Origin of the sequence: Prevotella pallens ATCC 700821 (assembly GCF_000220255.1) — a bacterium.
GTDB lineage: Bacteria > Bacteroidota > Bacteroidia > Bacteroidales > Bacteroidaceae > Prevotella > Prevotella pallens.
Genome location: NZ_GL982514.1, coordinates 269,791 through 291,034, shown reverse-complemented (window position 1 = coordinate 291,034; position 21,244 = coordinate 269,791). Strand labels below are relative to the sequence as shown.

The 21,244-nt window shown below is 40.6% G+C and carries 15 protein-coding genes; 7 read left to right on the top strand and 8 right to left on the bottom strand.

Annotated features, from left to right (window positions below; genetic code table 11):
- Positions 1 to 64: 64 nt before the first annotated feature.
- From HMPREF9144_RS10375 to HMPREF9144_RS10345, 7 genes are all read right to left on the bottom strand, one after another.
- A complete protein-coding gene (locus HMPREF9144_RS10375; protein ID WP_040595763.1) occupies positions 65 to 1,420 on the bottom strand; it encodes a TIGR00341 family protein in 1,356 nt (451 codons plus the stop codon).
- Positions 1,421 to 1,653: 233 nt separating this feature from the next.
- A complete protein-coding gene (locus HMPREF9144_RS10370) occupies positions 1,654 to 3,723 on the bottom strand; it encodes a choice-of-anchor J domain-containing protein (RefSeq protein WP_006046006.1) in 2,070 nt (689 codons plus the stop codon).
- 943 nt (positions 3,724 to 4,666) lie between these two features.
- Positions 4,667 to 5,188 carry a hypothetical protein gene (locus HMPREF9144_RS10365; protein ID WP_006046004.1) on the bottom strand — a complete coding sequence of 174 codons (522 nt, stop codon included), beginning with the start codon at positions 5,186 to 5,188 and terminating at the stop codon, positions 4,667 to 4,669.
- A gap of 213 nt (positions 5,189 to 5,401) precedes the next feature.
- Positions 5,402 to 5,983, bottom strand: a complete 582-nt coding sequence (ruvC, locus tag HMPREF9144_RS10360) for a crossover junction endodeoxyribonuclease RuvC (protein WP_006046002.1) — start codon at positions 5,981 to 5,983, stop codon at positions 5,402 to 5,404.
- Between the two features lie 4 nt (positions 5,984 to 5,987).
- Positions 5,988 to 6,632: an MBL fold metallo-hydrolase gene (locus HMPREF9144_RS10355; protein WP_006046001.1), complete on the bottom strand. Its 645-nt coding sequence runs from the start codon at positions 6,630 to 6,632 to the stop codon at positions 5,988 to 5,990.
- A 54-nt stretch (positions 6,633 to 6,686) separates the two neighbouring features.
- Positions 6,687 to 7,313: a 16S rRNA (guanine(527)-N(7))-methyltransferase RsmG gene (gene rsmG, locus HMPREF9144_RS10350; protein ID WP_006046000.1), complete on the bottom strand. Its 627-nt coding sequence runs from the start codon at positions 7,311 to 7,313 to the stop codon at positions 6,687 to 6,689.
- Positions 7,314 to 7,327: 14 nt separating this feature from the next.
- Positions 7,328 to 8,092 carry an RsiV family protein gene (locus HMPREF9144_RS10345; RefSeq protein ID WP_006045999.1) on the bottom strand — a complete coding sequence of 255 codons (765 nt, stop codon included), beginning with the start codon at positions 8,090 to 8,092 and terminating at the stop codon, positions 7,328 to 7,330.
- 59 nt (positions 8,093 to 8,151) lie between these two features.
- Here HMPREF9144_RS10345 and HMPREF9144_RS10340 point away from each other — a divergent pair, with 59 nt between their 5' ends.
- Both HMPREF9144_RS10340 and panB read left to right on the top strand, forming a co-directional pair.
- Positions 8,152 to 8,784: an HAD family hydrolase gene (locus HMPREF9144_RS10340; RefSeq protein ID WP_174262617.1), complete on the top strand. Its 633-nt coding sequence runs from the start codon at positions 8,152 to 8,154 to the stop codon at positions 8,782 to 8,784.
- Between the two features lie 15 nt (positions 8,785 to 8,799).
- Complete coding sequence (panB, locus tag HMPREF9144_RS10335; RefSeq protein WP_006045997.1) at positions 8,800 to 9,618, top strand: 3-methyl-2-oxobutanoate hydroxymethyltransferase; 819 nt, start codon at positions 8,800 to 8,802, stop codon at positions 9,616 to 9,618.
- A gap of 1,435 nt (positions 9,619 to 11,053) precedes the next feature.
- Here panB and HMPREF9144_RS10325 read toward each other — a convergent pair.
- Positions 11,054 to 11,365, bottom strand: a complete 312-nt coding sequence (locus HMPREF9144_RS10325; protein ID WP_040595762.1) for a hypothetical protein — start codon at positions 11,363 to 11,365, stop codon at positions 11,054 to 11,056.
- 548 nt (positions 11,366 to 11,913) lie between these two features.
- Between HMPREF9144_RS10325 and HMPREF9144_RS10320 the strand changes: the two genes are divergently transcribed.
- The 5 genes from HMPREF9144_RS10320 to queG all read left to right on the top strand — a co-directional run bounded on the left by HMPREF9144_RS10320 (position 11,914) and on the right by queG (position 20,672).
- Positions 11,914 to 13,389, top strand: a complete 1,476-nt coding sequence (locus HMPREF9144_RS10320; protein ID WP_006045993.1) for a hypothetical protein — start codon at positions 11,914 to 11,916, stop codon at positions 13,387 to 13,389.
- Positions 13,390 to 13,741: 352 nt separating this feature from the next.
- The gene (locus tag HMPREF9144_RS10315) at positions 13,742 to 14,950 is read left to right on the top strand and encodes an SGNH/GDSL hydrolase family protein (protein WP_006045992.1); all 1,209 of its coding nucleotides are present in this window, start codon (positions 13,742 to 13,744) and stop codon (positions 14,948 to 14,950) included.
- A 711-nt stretch (positions 14,951 to 15,661) separates the two neighbouring features.
- Positions 15,662 to 18,940 (top strand): protein O-mannosyl-transferase family, encoded by a 3,279-nt coding sequence (locus tag HMPREF9144_RS10310; RefSeq protein ID WP_006045990.1) that lies wholly within the window; start codon positions 15,662 to 15,664, stop codon positions 18,938 to 18,940.
- A 198-nt stretch (positions 18,941 to 19,138) separates the two neighbouring features.
- Positions 19,139 to 19,759, top strand: coding sequence for a polysaccharide deacetylase family protein (locus tag HMPREF9144_RS10305; protein WP_006045989.1), 621 nt, complete (start codon positions 19,139 to 19,141; stop codon positions 19,757 to 19,759).
- Entirely contained in the window at positions 19,728 to 20,672 is a 945-nt protein-coding gene (gene queG, locus HMPREF9144_RS10300) for a tRNA epoxyqueuosine(34) reductase QueG (RefSeq protein ID WP_006045988.1), read from the top strand. The genes HMPREF9144_RS10305 and queG overlap by 32 nt, the downstream gene beginning before the upstream one ends.
- Positions 20,673 to 21,244 lie beyond the last annotated feature (572 nt).

Sequence of the window (21,244 nt, the reverse complement as noted above, 5' to 3'; positions counted from 1 at the left end):
CGCAAGGGGTGTAAGGGGGGTAAACAAAGTTGTTTCGAAGCTCTCGTTATGCTTCTGTAGCAACCTATTGTGGCAATACCACCAACTGAAGACTATCGGTTTTTATGCGCACCTTAAGCCATTTGTAAAGCTGTTGCTTGTCGTTTGCAGGAAGTGTTTTGCTGGTTTTAATCACCGCAAGCACGTATTTTTGGGTGAGAGCAGTATCTACAAAGACTTCCGAAGTGTGCGAAAGGGTTATACTTTTAGCTTCCGGACAAATGGCTTTCAGCTCTTGTTTCATCTCTTTAGCCAACTCCGGATAACGTGTATAAGCCGCTAACTGCTTCTGTAAGGCATCGTTTTGGTACACTTGTTCCTTCAAATCGGAAGACGTTCCTTCGCTTGCTGCTACCAAACCGCGCTTCTTTTGCTGCATAGCCATAAGACTATCAGCACTAGCACCTTGTATAATGCGAAGTCGATAGTCGGCTAACTGATAGTCGGACAGGGCTTCCTGTGCCTTCTTAACGTTGCTATTAGAAATAGAATTGCCTATTGTAATAACATCCAACGTTTTGTTTTCTTTGTCGAAAGTGTGCGAAAGAATGTAAGTTCCTTTGTCTTTTATTTCGTTGCGCAGAAAGCTTTCGACGTTATTTTCGATGACACTCTGCTTAATAATTTGCCATGTCATGTAGCCAGCAGGTATCATTGTGATGATAACAATACTTGCAATACAGTAGTTTACATACTTCAACTTCTCATGATGGACTATCTTTTTACGATGGAAGTGCATTAAACGAACGCCCACGCAGGTGGTGAAAGCGATGAAAACAGTATTGATGAAGTAAAGATAAAAGGCACCCAAGAAGTAAGATATGTTGCCCATTGCAAGTCCGTAGCCCGCCGTACAGAGTGGTGGCATTAGGGCAGTAGCAATCGCAACACCCGGTATCACGTTGTTTTTGCCTTTTGTAGCTACTGCCAAAATACCTGCTGCACCGCCACAGAGTGCTATCAACACATCGTAAAGTGTGGGCGATGTACGTGCAAGAAGTTCTGATTGTGCTTCTGTGATAGGCGAAAGGGAAAAGTAAATGGTAGCTGTAACAACGCTGAGAAAGGTGGTAATGAGGTAGTTGATGATAGCTTTCCTGAACAAATTCAGGTCGGCTATTCCAACCGCTAAGCCCATTCCGATGATTGGTCCCATCAGTGGCGAGATGAGCATGGCACCGATAATGACAGCTGTTGAATTGACATTGAGTCCTAAGGAAGCGACGAAGATAGCAAGAATAAGTATCCATAAGGGTGCTCCCTGGAAGTTTACACCTTCGGTTATCTGTGCTATTACGTTGTCTTCAGAGGCTTTACCGGGCATGACATTGAAGTATTTCTTAACTACTTGCCACAGTGTTTGGTTGTTGTTTGGGTCCATACGCTTTGTTTTTTGTGCAAAGATAATGTTTATTTGTGATATACTGATATTGTGGATAACGATTTTTTTCGGTGTAGCAATGGGATTGATGGAAATTAGAAGGACCATGAATAATAGGAAAACTGTAGGCAACAGGAAGGTCATCAAGCAAAAAAGGAGCCTCACCATAGGGTGAAGCCCCTTCAAAAGTGGGTTACTGCATTAAAAGAATACAGCTACTGTGTGGTTAAACCTTACTTTACTACCACTTTTTGTGTGCCTTTAGCGGTGCGTACAAGGTAGATTCCCTTTTCGAGGGCGATGTGCTGACCAGCTTTAACAGCGCCACTAAAGAGGTGAGTGCCGTCGATGCGCACTACGCTGATATAGTTATCAACGCCAAGAACATAGATTCCTCCGTCGGCAATGCGTAGGCTGACATCGGCTGCAAGGGCAGATACGTTGTTAATGCCAGTTGTTCCTATCTTCTTTAAGCATATATTGTCTAAGTAAAGGTTCATTCCTTTCTCTACATCGGTAGTGTTAGCATGGAATCCAATATATATTGGTGCTGTCTGTTTGGCTGTAAATTCAACAATGCGCGGAGCAAACTTGTCTGTGTCTTCTTGTGTATCAGGCACCAATTGTTCGGTCATAGCAGCAGATTCGGGTTGTAAACCGTACATCACTTCATACTTTTCGGTGCCGATGGTGCGTATATCGAACGACAATTCGTATATTGCGTCTTTCTCTACGGCTATGAATGGTGTAAACAGCCAGTCGTTTTTAGGAGATGAAGAGCTGTATATCTTCATGAATTTGTAGTCGTTGTCCCAGTCCCAATAGGCGTTTCCGTCGCCAAGATGTTCAGTAGTAAAGAGCAATACTTCGTCGTTGGTGTCGAAGGTGGCGGTATAAGGCACTTCGAAAGGCTTACCTATCATTATCTTATTCGATGCTGTTGGAATGCCTTTGTGGTCGTCGTCGATGTAAGGGGTAACATCGAAGAAGCACTTTTCAGCCTTTTCTTGTGTAACGTTGTAAGTATATGGCGATGCGCCTGCGTTGTCTACTATTTCGCCTGAAGGCATTTTGCGCACCTGGTATTTCACTTCTGTTGGGTCTACGTAGCCGTTGTACATTCCTTCTGTGGCAGCGTCCCATGTCAATATCAGCTTATTAATATCTTCGCCTTGTATTAGTTTCACGTTCTTCACCTGCTTTGGTGTATCGTGTCCCACGTAAATGTTCTTTATTTCTGCCTTGTCGCCATCGCCTTCTGTATTTACCACAATAACAGCAAAGCTGTGTAAGCCTTGCGTTGTGGTTACTTCGGCTGTGGTAGCCTGTCCTGCCTGTGTGGTGCCGCTGGTGTTTTCCACGCCATCAACAAGCACCTTGTAGGTTAAAGCTCCCGTAAGAGGCTGTCCGTCGTAGGTTTTTGTAGGTGCCGTAAAGCCTATTTTGCCTTTCAAATCGCCATTTGCGAAGTCGGCAACAATATCTGTTGGCGCTGCAGGAGCACTTGGATTTACTATCTTATCGCCCACCCAGAGGCAACCAAACTCTTCTTCGTGCTTGAATTCGCGTAGCATTGTGCTGGTCTTAGCTTTTAGGTCTATTTTGTAAATGCCCGGTGTTCCGCCCCAATCGTCGAGTGTTGCTGCCCAGTAAAGGGTGTTATTGTCGTTTGCGGGGAAGGCTGCAGACTGCTGATAAAGTGGGTTCATGCCTGTAGAGAGTATCTCTGTGAATGTAGCATCGGTTGTTGAGATTTCTCCTACCCTACCTGCTGAGTTTATTCCGTATAGTTTTCCTTCTTTGTTAAAGGCTATTGCGAGAATGTTGTTGCCCAATACGCCCACCTCTTTGCGTTCGTGTTTGGTTAGTTCGAGGGTGCAGAGCTTATAGGTTGAACCATCTTTGTAGACAGAATATACCTTGTCGGTAGTTTCATCGTAGGCTATCGGACAACCTATAGATACCATATCGGCAGGCACTTTGTGGCGTGTTATGTTGGTGAAATCGTTGGCGTTGTAGATGTACATGTACATATCTGAGCCGTAATCGGAGTCGTCTTTCACAAAAAAATAGTAGCGGTCTTTCACCTTCACAATGCCGTAGTCGGGTGTATATGGTATTTTTTGCACTTCAGTAAAGTTAGATGTAGATGCTGTTGTAAACTTATAGATACCATTATTCTCCCGTGTGCCAACAAGATGTCCGTACAAATTATATTCTGTTTGTGCCGTTACAGGTAGCGCAGCAAGCAGGCTAACAAGCAGAGCTATACCTGCAAAGAGTGTAGTAAAAAGTCTTTTCATCGTATGTATTCTTTTTATTAATTATTAGATAGTTCTACTGTTTTTAGGTTATTCCCGTTTCTATACATTGGCATTTGCGCTTTTTATACGCACATATTTTTATCTTTCTACAGCGATACCTCTATTTTTCCACCTCTATATATAACAAGACGTAGACGTATATATGCTTTAAAATTGATATTTGCCAACAAATGGTAGTATTTGTTTGCAAATGTATAAATATTATTTTAAAAATGCAAACAAAATGGAATAAAAACTACCATTTATGCGGCTCAGCAGAAAAAAGGTGATGAATTTTCGGCTAAAAGAACTATTACGGTAAGTCTTAATTATATATAATAGAACGACAAGTAGCATATTGCTGTTCAACAAGTTGTAAGAATACATTAATTAAAACATTCTATATAATGTATTCTATAAATCTTCTGTTGAATGGGTATATTTTAGGTGTTATAATATAGCGTTATATGGGTGGTGTTTCTTGATGATATCTAAAACGTTACTGACAGATATCTAAAACGTTACTGACAGATATCTGAAACGTTACTGACAGATATCTGAAACAAGCGTGATAGATATCTGAAAAGAAAGTAACTGTATTTAGCAGTTTTTTCTAAATATCTAAGATGTTCTATCTTATTGAGAATAAACAAATAAGCACTGTTTATAACCTTCCAACTTCGTTTCTACTAAACTTGCATTTATGGTTATGCGAGAGGACTATATGTATGGTATGGGGCTATTATTGTAAACAAAGGTAGAAACTTAATGAAATGTTGTAACAAACAGTATCACAACAAATTGTTTACACGAATATAGTTGGTTTAATGTATGTTTTTCGATGTGCGGACGCTGTTAGAAGCGTCCGCTGTATATTAAGAAACGACTTATTGATAGTTGTATATTATAAGTCTTTAAATGTTTTGCTAAGGCACTTAAAGTATTACTTTAACTCTCTTTTCACCTCTTCGAGTGCAGCAATCCAATTAGTATCGAGGGAGAATTGCGTAGGATAATCCTCACGATTGTAGTATGCTAATACCACTTCATCGTCCTTATCGCCATACAATGGGTTATTTATACTAGCATCGCGGAATATCTTTTTTATGCGGTTTTTGTCTTTATCGGTACCAGCCTTCGCATAATTCTTTAGATAAAGGTTCACGAAGTCGTACATATAATACGCCATTGAGTCTAACTGTGCATTCAGATGGGCTACTTCTTTACCCGTTAATTCCTTGTCGGAAACAGACAATGCTTCCAGCGTCTTGGTTTTTAAGTAAGATATTGCGTCTACTCTAAACGATGCAATCTTACGAATCTCGGTATCTTCAGACTTATCTGAAGCCACTTTATATGAACTTCTATAAATCTGGTCGTATACGCGTTGTGGTGTTTGAGCATAAGCAGTGGCTGTAAACAAGATGGCTACAAGTGCCATAGTTACCTTTTTTAAATTCATCATTGTTATTGAGTTTAATTGTTATCGTTATTGTTTAATACTATTTATTTTAACTATCTTATAATGTTTGTTCTTGCTTTCGCATCGTCTTAATTGCTATTCAACAATGTAGAAATAGTGTTATTTATATTTACTAATTATACCTATCTTTGTGCAAAAGTACAACTCTTATAACTTAAAACCGTACAAAACGCTTATTTTTTATAGAGTTTTATGTTATTTATTACTAATGCGCGACTTGTTTTTAAGTGCAAAATCTTTCCACGATCCATAGTGTTTAGCATCTGAATTAGGACGATTAGACTGCAGAAAGTGGCAATAGGCAGCACCCAGAGCATCGGTTGCGTCCATAAATTGTGGCATTTCGCTGTCTTGCAAGTGCAACAAACGTTGCAACATACCCGCAACTTGGTCTTTAGAAGCAGAACCATTGCCTGTTATTGCCATTTTTATTTTCAATGGGGCATATTCGTGTATGGGCACATCGCGTTGTATTGCGGCTGCAATAGCCACCCCTTGTGCTCGCCCTAACTTCAACATAGATTGTATGTTCTTACCAAAGAAGGGAGCTTCTATAGCCATTTCATCGGGTAAATAAGTTTCTATTATACTTGTAACGCGTTCAAAAACTTTACCTAAACGTAGATAAACGTCTTTCTCTCTGCGCATATCTATAACTCCCATCACCACCATTTCAGCCTTATTACCGTGTACACGGATAACGCCATAGCCCATAACATTAGTACCAGGGTCTATGCCTAATATGATTTTAGACGGATTTTGCTGCGCTGTTGTCATATTTCTATCTATCCATATACGGATTATGCGCCAGTTCGTAGCCCATTGTTGTTTGCTCTCCATGCCCTGGGTAAAGCACAGTATCGTCGGGAAGCTGCGATAACTCTCGTAAACTACTAATCAGCTGAAACATACTACCGCCCGCAAAGTCGGTTCTTCCTACACTACCACGGAAGAGAGTATCGCCTGTAAATGCCACTTTTTCGTCTTTACAATAGAATGTTACACCACCGGGGGTGTGTCCTGGGCACTCTATAACCGTTAGTTCGTGATGCCCAAACTTTATTATTTCGCCAGCGTTAAAGGTGTGTTCAACAGGTGGGAAGTCGTAGTTTAGCTGCATTCCAAACATATTTTGCGCCTGTTCTTTGAGCGAACGCAAAGCAGGAGCGTCTTTTTCAGACACCTCTGGCAACAGTCCGAACGTATCGTTAATGGTGTTTATGCCAAAATTATGGTCCAAATGTGCATGCGTTGTCAGCAAATGTACGGGTTTAAGATGGTTTTCTTTTATGAAATTCACTATTGTTTGGCGTTCTTCTTCATAGAAAGCACCACAGTCAATGATTACACATTCCAGACTGTCGTCCCATACTATATAGGTATTTTCTTCTATCATATTGAACACAAAACACTTTATCTGTATCATATAAATATTGTTTTTTGAGTATTATAGTTTACTTTAATGCTTGCAACAAACATACTATATGCGAGGAACATATATTAAATTCTTCTCTTCGAACCACGCTTCTTCAAACCATTGCGATAGTTCTTCTTGAATAGCTACCTTTTTATAGGGTTTCAATTCCTCATCGAGTGTTCCTCCTTTCAGCACTATTACACCATTCTCCACCACATTATGGTTGTCTTTAGCAATGTTTTTGCGCACAATTTTCATCATGTCTGGTAGTGGCATCACAGCTCTCGACACAATAAAATCGAATTTTCCTTTCTCTTCTTCGCCTCTCTTGTGTTGCAAAAGCACATTTTCTAAGCCTATAGCATTGGCTATTTCGGTGGCAACTTTAATTTTTTTGCCTGTACCATCTATCATTTTGAAGTTTGCATTGGGAAACATTATTGCCAAAGGAATGCCTGGAAAACCACCACCAGTGCCAAAGTCGAGCACATTTGTGTCGTCTCTAAAATTTATAAACTTGGCAATTGCAAGTGAATGAAGCACATGGTGTTCGTATAAATTAGTTATATCTTTACGCGAAATAACATTTATTTTTGCATTCCACTCGGCATACAAATTGTACAAAGCGTTAAACTGCGCTTGCTGTTGAGCTGTTATTTGAGGAAAATATTTGGTTATAATGTCTGACATATCTATATTTTTCGTTAGTTTTCTATGGTTACTCGCACTTCGTTAGGATTAATTTCTCCTGGCGAATATATAAATGTTGTGGAATCGTCGTACAGAATAAAATTGGTTGAAGGATAGGGTTTTATCCCTACAAAGTAACCTTTGGCTTGCGCTTCAGGCACATCGTCGTTATCCCAACCATTGTTTTTCGCCATTTGTTCCACTATTTTCTCCGTCAAAGTTGCTTTGTAATCGTCTCCAAAGGTCTCTTTCAGCGTTATTTGCCTACCAGTTTTTGGATCGATATTAAAGCAAAGCGAATATTTAGTGATTGTTTCGCCTGTCTTAATAGATATATTCGATATGTAAACCACATAGTTTTCCTTACCAGAAAGTATGCGCGTATCTATGTTAAGTGCCCAATCCAGCTGACTTGCAGCGTGTTCTCGGTCTTTTAACCAGCGTGCAAGGTCTAAATATTCCTTACCATAGTTCTGCACTAAACGTTCTATTACCTGCTGAGGTGTAAGTTTTTCGTAGCTTGTTGCAAAGTAATTGGGTTGCAAAGTGCCCATTCTAAGCAACGAATCGTTAGCTGTGGCATACTGTTTACCTTTTAAATACACATAGTTAATGTGTATTTTGCACGCAGCATCTTTGTTAAACCGAATAATAGTGTCTATTTTAACTGTACTGGTGGGTACAATTGCCTTTACTTTTGCTTGCTTCTTTGTACAACCTATAGCCATAAAGCAAGCCAATACAAAAACTAAAACTGCTGTAAATATATTCTTTACCATATCAATTGGCAAAGTTACAAAAAAACTTTCGTAACTTTGCACACGATAATAATAATATAATGAAAATGATAAAGGCGTGTCTTTTCGATTTAGATGGTGTGGTTTTCCATACCGAACCACTTTATACTGAGTTCTGGAAGAGTATATTTAACGAGTTTTATCCTACTGAACAAGGTTTAGAATTAAAGATTAAAGGACAGACTCTCACCCAAATTTATAATCGTTATTTTGCTAAACAAGTCAATCAACAAGCGGAAATAACACGCCGACTGGACGCCTACGAACAACAAATGCCCTACACATTCGTAGATGGCTTTGTGGACTTTGTGCAACAGTTGAAGCAAAATAACATAAAAACCGCTATAGTAACAAGTTCCAATAAAGCTAAAATGGAAAACGTTTACCACCAACACCCCACGTTTAAACAGCTTTTTGATGCTGTGTTTACAGCTGAGGACTTCCACGAAAGTAAGCCTTCGCCCGATGGATATATCACTGCTGCACGTGCATTGGGTGTAGAACCAACTCACTGTATAGTGTTTGAGGACAGCTTTAATGGGCTTCGTGCAGGTGTTGCGGCTAAGGCACGAGTTGTTGGACTAGCTACTACCAATTCGGTAGAAAGCATTAAAGAGTTTACAAAAGAAGTGATACCAAACTTCGTTGGCTATAAATTAACAGAACAGCAATAAAACATAAACAACGTAATGGGCTATTTATCAACAGATAAAAAGAAAATAACTGCAATAACACTTCGGCAGATGAAGGAGGCTGGAGAGAAGATTGCACAGATTACTGCCTACGATTTTACGACTGCAAAAATATTTGATGAAGCTGGCATTGACAGCATATTGATTGGCGATTCGGCTTCGAACGTAATGTGCGGAAACGACAATACGTTGCCTATAACCATAGAAGAGATGATTTACCATGCCAAAGCTGTTGCCAAAGCGTGTACCCATGCCTTTGTAGTATGCGATATGCCGTTTGGTAGTTATCAGGTTAATAGCGATGAAGGTGTGCGCAATGCTATCCGCATAATGAAAGAAAGCGGCGTAGATGCGGTAAAATTAGAAGGCGGCAGCGAGGTTGTTGCCACCGTAAAAGCTATTATTGCGGCTGGAATACCAGTAGTAGGACATCTTGGTTTAACCCCGCAGAGCGTACATAAGTACGGTGGCTACGGCTTAAGAGCTAAGAACGAGGCAGAAGCAACCAAACTTTTGAACGATGCTAAACTATTAGACGAGGCTGGTGTGTGTGCTTTGGTGTTAGAGAAAGTACCACAAGCATTGGCTACCGAAGTGTCTAAGCAGATTAAAACTCCCACTATTGGAATTGGCGCAGGCAGTGGAACCGATGGTCAAGTGCTGGTTTATGCCGATGCAATGGGTATGACACAAAGTTTCAAACCCAAATTCTTACGTCAGTTTGCCAATATTAGAAAGTGTATGACCGATGGAATCGGCGATTATATGAAGTGTGTAAAAGCGCAAACATTCCCTAACAACGAGGAATCGTATTAGGAAAAACAACCTATCAGGGGGTACAATATACAGGGCTATATGGTTGCGTTTTTAGATAAAAGAACATGATAAAAAGACACCCTAAAGCCACAAACAGCTTGCTATAACGTAGCACACAAATAGCAACAACGCAACACTCTCTTAGTCATATTGTTACTATCGTTTTACAAATACAGTAGTTTTGCAATACAATATCGGCATTTTTGCACTGTAAGTGTTGCGTATTTACGAAGTGTTCGCAACGTATTTTGTTGCGTGAATGTTGCATTCTTATAATTCGTTCGCAATATTTTGACAGTCTGTAAGCTGCTGTAGGGGTCGATTTATCGTGCCCACATATCTATATATACCCACGAAATGTGGAACGAAAATGCGTGTACGATGACGAATATATGCGTATCCGATGATGTGAATATATATATTCGGTGAAATGAAAATGTGTATTCGACAAAACGAAAATGCGGGCGTGGAAACAAAAAATGTGTTAGTATGGTTAAACGAAAATATAAGTACGATGAATCGGCTCCTACGGCTGGCGGAGTGTTCGTTGTGCATTTTGTTGGTATCTATGGTCTATTTGGAGAGTAAAAACTCCCTTTTCGCAACACAAGAGGGAGGCTTTTTGTGTTTCCACTCTTAGGAATATCATAGATACTGAGTACATTTTAGCAAACGCGAAACCCTAAATACATCTTAGTTCATATTGCTTTTAGTTTTTATAAAAGCTCGCAACTGTTATTATCTCCCCCTGCAATTGATACACCATATATACAAAAAGGACTCGCTTGCTTCACAGCCTACGAGCCCCGTTGAACCAAAAATATAATCTGAATTTATACCTATGAAAAACTATTTACATGAAGTATTCTAAATGTTTCATTTACTTTTCTATCTTCTTTAAGCAAAATAACTTGTTAATAATTATCATGAAAAAAACCTATCTACCTAATAACTAAATTTCTTTACCTTAGTCTTTCTGTGTGCAAAGATACACACGAACATCGAAATAACCTATATACAATTATCTATTTTCGCATATTTTTATATGCAATCGTTTGCAAATTAAAATATGAAAGCAATATTAACGTAAATCAAAAGGAAGATGCTTACAACTTAAAACAATTAGTAAGAGAACACAAAATTGTACAAACAATATTTCTATATTTATGCAAACACTGTTTATTTAACCTTACATCATATATAAAATATATACAAAATACAATGGCAAGATTGCCTTTTTAGGCTATTCTATACCATTTTTATGAATTTATTATAAGTTCTTTCATATTCCTTATTTATATCTATAAAAATACTGATGTATTTTACGAAGATATAAAAACCCACTTTTTGCAGGTCAAAAAGGTGGTTTTTGTAAGCCAAAAAGGTAGTTTTTGCACGCCAAAAACCATACTTTTGCAACGCAAAAACCATACTTTTACACGGCGAATATGTAACACACAGATAACGAACACGTTGCGAACATTACATAAATGTGTTTCAAACGGATTGCAAATGTGCCCCAACGTTTTACGAATGTGTGGCGAGCACGTATACACGGGCACGATAAATCTGCCCCTACGGCTGCTGACAGCCTGCCATTTCGCTGCGAACGGATTGTTAATAATGCAACGAACACCCACGAAATAACCACGAAACACTCCGTAAACACCCAACATTCACCCACGAAATAACCACGAAACACTCCGCCAGGCGTAGGGGCCGATTCATCGCGCCCGTATTCTGACATAAATAAATACACATATCCATTTCACCGAATACGCATTTCCACATTATTGTATACGTGTATCCATTTCACCGCACACGTGTTTCCGTTCGTCATTTTATGGGTGTATTCCGATATGCGGGCACGATAAATCAGCCCCTACAGCTGCTGACAGCCTGCCAATAATGTTGCTGACGGATTGCAACAACACAACATTCAAAAAACAAAAACCATACTTTTGTAATGTAAAAACCATACTTTTGAAAAACAGAAACCACACTACAGTAAAGTCATCGCTAAAAGAAAAATAAACAATAGCCAATATTTAGAAAAATGAAAGTAGTATAAAATTTTTGTGAAAAATATTAGGTTGTATCATAATTTTTACTTAAATTTGCTGCATAAATCTACTAAATAAAAGAAAAAAGCAAAAGAACCAAACAACCGTGTTATACCCACTATCACCTAAATCGGGTACAGACAACACTGGAAAGCCTATAAGCTAACCAACGCCCAAGCCTCCGACACGGCGTTACTCCACAAGAGTTTCAACAGGGAAGGCATACAACAGTATGGAGAATTATCTACTAACGAGAACCAAAAACACAACCATTGTTATTGCGATAGTTGCTTTGTTAGCTCTCGCACAGCAGCTAAAGGCACAAACTAAGTATGATTTCGCCATTGCAGGCACGTGGGTTACATCAGAAAACTGTAACGATTTAACCGTTATACCTGGTGTAGAAGGTAGTGTTAAATACGATGCAGAAAACAAAACCCTATTTCTGAAGAACGCAAAAATAGACGGAGGAAATGCCAATGCTATCTATTCTACCCTCAAAGGGCTAACCATTAGGGTGGCAGGAAAGAATCAAATGCGGTCAGACTTTACCTCTACCATACAGTTTACACAGCCTATGCAAATTGCAGGAAGTGGTACATTAAACGTGGAAAATACGCAAGGCGATGCCATTTATGCCAATGCTACCAGCTTAATAATAGATGCATGCACATTGAACGCACGAGGATTAAACTACGGAATAGTGGGCGAAGATGGTAAAAACAACGAAAAACTAACCATAAAATATGCCACCGTAACAGCCGAAGGTAAGAATATTGCCTCGATAGGGTGCTTTAAATATCTTACACTAATGGGGTGCAAAATAAGTCAGCCTACGGATGTTGACTTCGATGAAGAGCTTGGAGGAATAGGCAAAGACGGCAAACTGCTAAAAGAACCTATAACCATTACACCCACAACATACCAAATATGGATTGCAGGAAAGCTTATAACACTGGACAATTGCAACGACCTTACAACTATTCCAGGTGTAGAAGGAACCGTAAAGTTCGACCCTGCAACACGCATACTTACATTAGAGAATGCCAATATAAGCACAAACGCACACTATGGAATACTAAATTTCATGGACAACGTAACTATTCAGCTCATTGGAACTAACAATATTACGGCCCAACTAAGTAATACTATATATAACAACGACGACTGTTCGCTGAGCGTCGTTGGACCAAATGCTACCTTAAACCTACACGGTGCCATTGAAGCAAAGGACAAAGCGAGTCGTCAAGCATTCCAAAATCACGGCTCAGTAACCATTAGTCAGTGCACCATAGAGGCAAATGCGGGTATCAATGGCTTCTCTTTCGGCGAATGGAAGTTCGACCGTTGCAACATCAAAGTAAAGGGAAACGGCGACGATAAGTATCCGTTTGCAGGCAGTATGGCATACTTTACACGCATACCTCTATTAGAAGGCTGCGCTCTAAAGGTACCTACTGGCACGCATTGGAAGGAATTTACCGACCAATATGGTACGTGCTACTCGCTCGTAGATGGTTCGGAGAAAGCCATAACAGACTGGATTACTATCACAACCGACCCTGCTTACATTGACAAACACACCATTCGGACTACCAAAACCACACAAAACATCTACTCTATTGGTGGTGCACGCCTTTCAACCGAACTCAATCGGCTACCAAAAGGCCTATACATCGTAAACGGAAGGATAGTAGCAAAGCCATAATCTGCTTAGAAACGGAGTGCATTGCGGGCACTCCTGCTACTTCTTCCCTATTCTTAAGAATCATAAAAAGGTTCAATATACTTAATTTTTTCATTGTTTTAGATAAGAGTATCTATCTATGTGGCTAGGGAGTGCAAGTGGTTTGTACTCCCTTCGTTGTATATTATAGTGGGCTAAAAAGTATTTGTGCACTGCTTAAAACCAAATTACGAATTAGTGTTGTACCTTATTTTGTTTTATTATTGAACAGCCAATTGAGGTTAAAACCCTTCTTTTAATAATGCAAACTCTACACGCATCTGAATTTATTTCGTAACTTTGTCGGCATCAAAACAATAAACTATTCAGAATTATGTATACACGCAACTTTCTAACAGCACTATTGTTGCTATTTGGTATTGCCACATTCGCACAACAAGAACACTGGGTTGGCACATGGGCTTGTGCCCCACAAACAGTAGATAAAAGGTTTATGCCTTACAACAACCAGATGAATAACAGAGCTGTAAGGCAGATTGTGAAAGTGAGTATAGGTGGAAAAACAATACGATTGAAGCTAAGTAACGAACTGTCTACTACACCCGTAGAAATAGAGAGCGTATATATTGCACAAGCTGAAAACGGTTCGGACATACGCAAAGGCAAGGTTAGCTATCTTAAGTTCAGTGGTAAAGACGGTGTAACCCTACCGGCAGGAAAAGCAATATACTCTGATGAATTGCAGTTCGAACTACAACCGCTAAGCAAAATAGCCATTACCATAAACTATATAAAGGCTCCTAAACAACCAACAGTGCACATGGGGTCGCGCACAACAAGCTATATTCTGAAAGGAAAAGCCAATGCCGACACCAGTTTTCGCACAGCTTTCAAAGAAGAACACTGGTTTAACATTGCAGGAATAGAGGTGCTTAGCAACACAGCAACAGCCATTGCCATACTCGGCAACAGCATTACAGATGGCAAAGCAAGCACAAACAATGCACAAAACCGATGGCCCGACTTCTTCTCGGCTGCCATTAACACACCCGAAAAAGCCGAAACGGGAGTGCTAAATTTGGGTATTGGCGACAACAGAATACTGTCTGTTGGCTTAGGAACACCCGGAAAAGAACGCTTCGACCGTGATATTCTTGGACAACACGGACTGCATTCTGTTATAATATTCGAGGCAATAAACGACATTGGTACTTCTAAAAATCCAGAAGAAACGGCACGTCAGCTGATAGAAGCATATAAAGAAATGACGAAAAAAGCACATGCGCACGGGCTAAAAGTATATATGGGCACCATAACACCCTTTGAAGGGTGCAAAAGTTACTACAACGAAGCACGCGAAAAGGCACGCCAAACCGTGAACGAATGGATAAGAACAACACACGAAACCGATGGTTTCATAGACTTCGATGAGCTTATGCGCAACCCACAACACCCCAAACAGTTACGCAAAGAGTGGCAAAGTGGCGACTGGTTGCACCCTAACCCAGAAGGATACAAGGCTATGGGCGAGCATGTAGCAAAGGTTTTGGCACACGAAATAAACAGTACAACCACCCTGTAAGGTACATTAAACGTGAGCCATACACAACAAAACTACCCCCTGTGTGGCACCATAACTTTTTAAAATATATAGAAGCTGTAACCATCTAAATATTAACCACTTACCAAAAACCCCCTTTTTGTGTTACAAAAGATAGGTTTTTGCACGATAAAAACCCTATTTTTGCATTGCAAAAGTGGGGTTTTTGCAATGTCAAAACCCCACTTTCGTTTTTCTTCTGCACTATTCTTACAAAACGCACACCATCATCTTGCAAAACAGAAGTCCTACCCCACTATTCAAATAAACCATAAATACACAAACAATACGCCACAAATGGGCTGCCAAAATATTGCGAATAAATTATAATAATGCAACATTCACACAACGAAACACACAATGAACAATCCATCAGGCGTAGGGGCAAATTCATCGTGCCCGTATCCTTACATTATCAAATATGTATATTCGTTTCATAAAATACGTACATTTGTTCCATCGAACATACATTTTCGTACCCCATTGTGGGTATAATTTCCAATACTCTAATATCCTATTTGAATTCAAAAAGGACGATTTAACAACTTTAACTTATTTTTATAAGACCTTTAAAATATACTGAAATAAAAGTATTACCTTTGTACCCTACTTTGCATAAGTGGGTAAACTGCTTTTTATAAGCAGGCTAACAAGTAGCTAAAAGTAATTTACACATTATTATATATATAATAAATGAAAAAGTTTAGACTAGTGGACAACACGCTGGGGTGGCTTGCTTTCTTGATAGCTGCCTTTGTTTACTGTTCCACAATTGAGCCAACGGCAAGCTTTTGGGATTGTCCCGAGTTCATAACAATAGGCGATAAGCTCGAAATAGGACACCCTCCCGGGGCACCATTCTTTGCCCTTACCGCCAATCTTTTCTCACATTTTGCAAGCGATGCTACCCAAGTGGCACGCATGGTGAATACTATGAGTGCGCTATTATCGGCAACTTGTATTATGTTTTTATTCTGGACTATCTCCCATCTAGCCCGTAAACTCATCGTAAAAGACGGTGAAGACATTTCGTTAGGCAAGATGATTGCCATTGAAGGGGCTGCTATGGTGGGCGCATTGATATACACCTTCAGCGACACTTTCTGGTTTTCGGCTGTCGAAGGCGAGGTTTACGCCTACTCATCGGCATTCACCGCAGTAGTATTCTGGCTGATTTTGAAGTGGGAAGACAATGCCGACAAGCCGCACGCAGACCGTTGGTTGGTGCTAATTGCGTATATGACAGGTCTTTCTATTGGTGTTCACCTGCTCAACTTACTATGTATTCCAGCCATCGTACTGGTTTATTACTATAAGCGTGTGCCCGATGCCAACCTCAAAGGGTCGCTTGTAGCTCTCGCAATATCAATTGTTTTGGTAGCCGCTGTGCTATATGGCGTGGTGCCAGGCATTATTACTGTGGGCGGATTTTTCGAGCTTTTGTTCACCAATACACTCGGAATGCCGTTCAACACAGGTACCATTCTATATATCTTACTACTCATAGGAAGCTTCATTTGGGCAATTGCCGAAACATATAAGGATAGTAATCTACGCCGACAGAACATTGCATTCTTAACGGCTTTCGCCCTTATTGGTATTCCATTCGTAGGCTACGGTTGGTCTGCATTCATTGTTGGAGCCATAATCTTAGTGGCTTTCTACTTCGTTCTGAATATGAAACGCAACAAAGAATTGCTTATTTCGGCTCGCTTAAAGAACACCGCACTGCTCTGTATGCTTATGATGATAATAGGATATTCATCATACGCAGAGATAGTAATACGTTCAACAGCTAACCCTCCTATGGATCAGAACTCGCCAGAAGATATCTTTACGCTTGGAAACTACCTTGCACGCGACCAGTATGGCGACCATCCACTACTCTACGGACAGGCTTATACCAGTGAACCAAAGGTAGCAGAGGACGGTAGACACTACGAAATTAAACAGGGCAAACCAGTTTACGAACGTAAAGAAAAGGCATCGCCAAACGAACCAGATGCATATTTCTTGGTGCGAAACAAAACTTCTCAGGTGTTCGAACAGAATATGTTCTTCCCTCGTATGTGGGATAATGCACACGCACAAGACTACGAACAGATTATGGGAGGCATTGAAGGACACGATGTTGACGGCGTTAAGATGCCTACACAGACGGAAAACATACGCTTCTTCCTATCTTATCAGTGCAACTTTATGTACTGGAGATACTTCCTTTGGAACTTTGCTGGACGCCAAAACGACGTACAAGGATACGGAGAACCCGAACATGGAAATTGGATTACAGGTATCTCTTTCATCGATAATATGCTATATGGCGACCAAAACTTGCTGCCCGATGAGCTAAAAACAAACAAAGGACACAATGTTTTCTATTGTTTGCCACTCTTACTTGGTATATTTGGACTGTTTTGGCAGGCATGGAGAGGACGCAGAGGCATACAACAATTCTGGGTAATCTTCTTCCTTTTCTTCATGACGGGACTAGCAATCATCATCTATCTTAACCAAACGCCAGGACAACCGCGTGAACGCGACTATTCGTATGCAGGCTCTTTCTACGCTTATGCTATATGGTGTGGACTCGGAGTTCTAGCCATTTACGACCGATTAAAGAAGCTAAAACTGTCTGGAACAGCCGCTGCAGCCATTGCATCGGTAGCATCTATCATCGTACCAATACAGATGGCATCGCAGACTTGGGACGATCACGATCGCTCAAATCGATACACTTGTCGCGACTTTGGACAGAACTACCTGAACTCTATGCAGGAAAAGGGCTATCCAATTGTATTCACCAACGGAGACAACGACACCTTCCCACTATGGTATAACCAAGATGTTGAAGGCGTACGCACCGATACTCGTGTATGCAACTTGTCGTATTTGCAAACCGATTGGTATATCGACCAGATGCGCCGACCTGCTTATACATCGCCAAGTGTGCCTATCAGGTGGAACCGTCTCGACTATATAAGTGGTACAAACGAGGCTATTCCAGTGAGACCAAACCTAAAACAGCAAGTTCTGGATATGTATAAAGAGAATCCAGAAGAGGCTCGGAGGCAGTTCGGAGAAGACCCATTCGAGCTGAAAAACATACTAAAATATTGGGTACGCGCTAAGGATTCGCAGTTCCATGTCATACCTACCGATACCTTATATATGACTATTGATAAGGCAGCAGTACGCCGAAGTGGTATGATGATGCCTACTGATAGCATTCCAGACCGTATGGTTATCTCGCTCGCAGGTAAAGAAGAACTCTTTAAGAACGACATCATGATGCTCGAAATGATAGCCAATTGCAACTGGACTCGTCCACTTTATGTGGCTATTACTGTGGGTAGTGAGAACTTTATGAACCTCGGCGACAACTTTATACAGGAGGGATTGCTGAACCGTATTACACCTTTCAACACACGAAAAGGAGGTAGTTTCGACACTGAAAAGACCTATAACCTTGTAATGAATAAGTTCCGATGGGGAGGAGTGGCTACTAAAGGTATCTATCTTGACGAAACTGTAATGCGAATGTGCTACACACACCGTCGTGAAATGGCACAATTGGCAATGAATTTAATATTGGAAGGCAAGAAAGATAAGGCACTGAAAGTGCTCGAAAAAGCCGAAAAGGTGCTGCCAACTTATAATCTTCCACTTTCATTCTCGTATGTAAAGGGTGGTCCAATAATAGCTGATGCCTACTATATGTTAGGAAAGAAGGCTAAGGCAGAGGCGATGTATAACGAAATGTGGAAGACTTCTGCACAGTACATTCGCTACTATCTCAACCTGTCAGAGCGGTTATTCAATATCAGTATGAGCTCTTGCGCAATGCATTTGCAGATATTATACCAATATATAGACGCAAACAAGCAGAACAATCCACGCTGGGCGGAAGCTCATAACGCTGAGTTTATGGGTATGTTAAAGGCTTACGAAGCACGCGGAGGCAAGATGCAATAAGTAAAAGAGGCGGATTTTTATCCGCCTCTACCTATTTATAACATAACCAATCTATGAGATGAAATAAGTTAAAGCATATTTCTCATTATAGATTTGTATATGTATAAAGCAATAAAAGTAATTCTCTCGTGCTCAAAACACGAAGAATTTAATACTCATATAAATGTTTAATAGAACACAAAGAGTATACTTTGACGTATGTTTATAGAACAACCTGCACGCTGGATACGGTGGCTTTACCCACACGCATTGTGGCGAATGTCGCCCGATGACCATTCCGTTTATCTCACATTCGACGATGGTCCAATACCCGAAGCTACACCTTTCATTCTCGATACACTCGATAAATATGGGGCAAAAGCTACCTTTTTTATGGTAGGAGACAACGTTAGGAAGTATCCAGAACTATACGAAGAGGTGGTACGAAGAGGACATTTGGTGGGCAATCATACCTATCACCATCTCGGTTCGTTTAAACATTTCACGCTAACTTATGCTGTTGATGTTACCGAAGCCAATGCTCTTATCAAGTCTAAATACTTTCGTCCACCACATGGGTGGCTTCGTCATAGCGTCTATTGGTGGGTAAAGCAAAAGTACAGAGTGGTTATGTGGGACCTTGTAACACGCGATTATTCTAAATGGCTTACGGGACACGATGTTCTTCGTAACGTTCGTAGGTATGCACGCAATGGTTCTATCATTACGTTTCACGACTCATTGAAGAGCATCGACAAGCTTCATTATGCCTTGCCACGTGCTTTAGAGTGGTTAAAACACGAAGGATATGAGTTTAAAATATTCGAAGAAGGAGATTAAAGCTGAGGCTAAAAGTCTCGGCTTTTTTGCTTGTGGCATTGTACAAGCTACGCCTGTAGATGCCGAAACAGCCGCTGCTGTGCGCCAGTGGATAAGCAAAGGCAGTCAAGCCACTATGGATTACATGGCAAACTACACCGAAAAACGACTTAACCCCTGCTTACTTGTACCGGGAACAAAGACTATTGTTTCACTCGCAATGAACTATGCACCTGCAAAAACTATGGCTGCTACAGAGTTTCAGCTTGCTGCATACGCCTACGGACAAGACTATCACGATGTAATGAAGAAAAAGTTGCGACAGCTTGCTACTATTATCGCAAATAAATTTGATACTGACGAGGTTGAAAAACCAATAGGCGAAATACGCATTTTCGTTGATACGGCTCCCGTTTTGGAACGTTATTGGGCACAAAAAGCTGGTTTAGGGTGGATAGGAAAGAACCATCAGCTCATTATTCCTAAGGCTGGTTCAATGTTTTTCCTGGGAGAAATATTCTTACCATACGAGTTTGACAGCTACGATGTGCCTATGCCGAACCGCTGTGGTAGATGTAAACGTTGTATAAATGCCTGTCCCACGTGTGCAATATGCGAGGGAAAGAACTTTGAAAGTGAGCGTTGTTTATCGTATCAGCTAATAGAAAACCGTGGCGAACTATCGAAACAAGCAAAACAAACAATGGGAACAACCATCTATGGGTGCGACCGTTGCCAAACCGCATGCCCTTGGAACAAGTTTGCTACACCCAATACTACACCCGAATTCCAACCTAAATCTGAGTTACTTGCTATGACAAAAGCCGATTGGCACAACCTTACCATCGAACAATATCGCGCACTTTTCAAAGGCTCGGCTGTAAAACGCGTCAAATTCGACGGTTTAAAACGCAACATTTCTGCAACAGAATAAAGTTCAGGAAAGGGCTAAAAACCATAGAATATCCTAAGTTCATAACTACGAACCACACTTTTTGGGTCTACAAAAACTACCTTTCTGACCTGCAAAAAACACTCTTTTTGGGTCTGCAAAAACACTCTTTTTAAATTACAAAAACCACTCTTTTGAATTGCAAAAATGGGGTTTTTACATTGCGAAAGTATGAGTTTTGTTTTTTGAATGTTGTGTTGTTGCAATCCGTCAGCAACATTATTGGCAGGCTGTTAGCAGCCGTAGGGCAGATTTATTGCGCCCGCATATCGGAATACACTCACAAAATGACGAACGGAAACACGTGTGCGGTGAAATGGATATGTGTATTTGTTTATGTCAGAATACGGGCGCGATGAATCGGTCCCCTACGCCTGGCGGAGAGTTTCGTGGTTATTTCGTGGGTGAATGTTGGGTGTTTACAGAGTGTTTCGTGGTTATTTCGTGGGTGAATGTTGGGTGTTTACGGAGTGTCTCGTGGTTATTTCGTGGGTGTTCGTTGCATTATTAACAATCCGTTCGCAGCGAAATGGCAGGCTGTTAGCAGCCGTAGG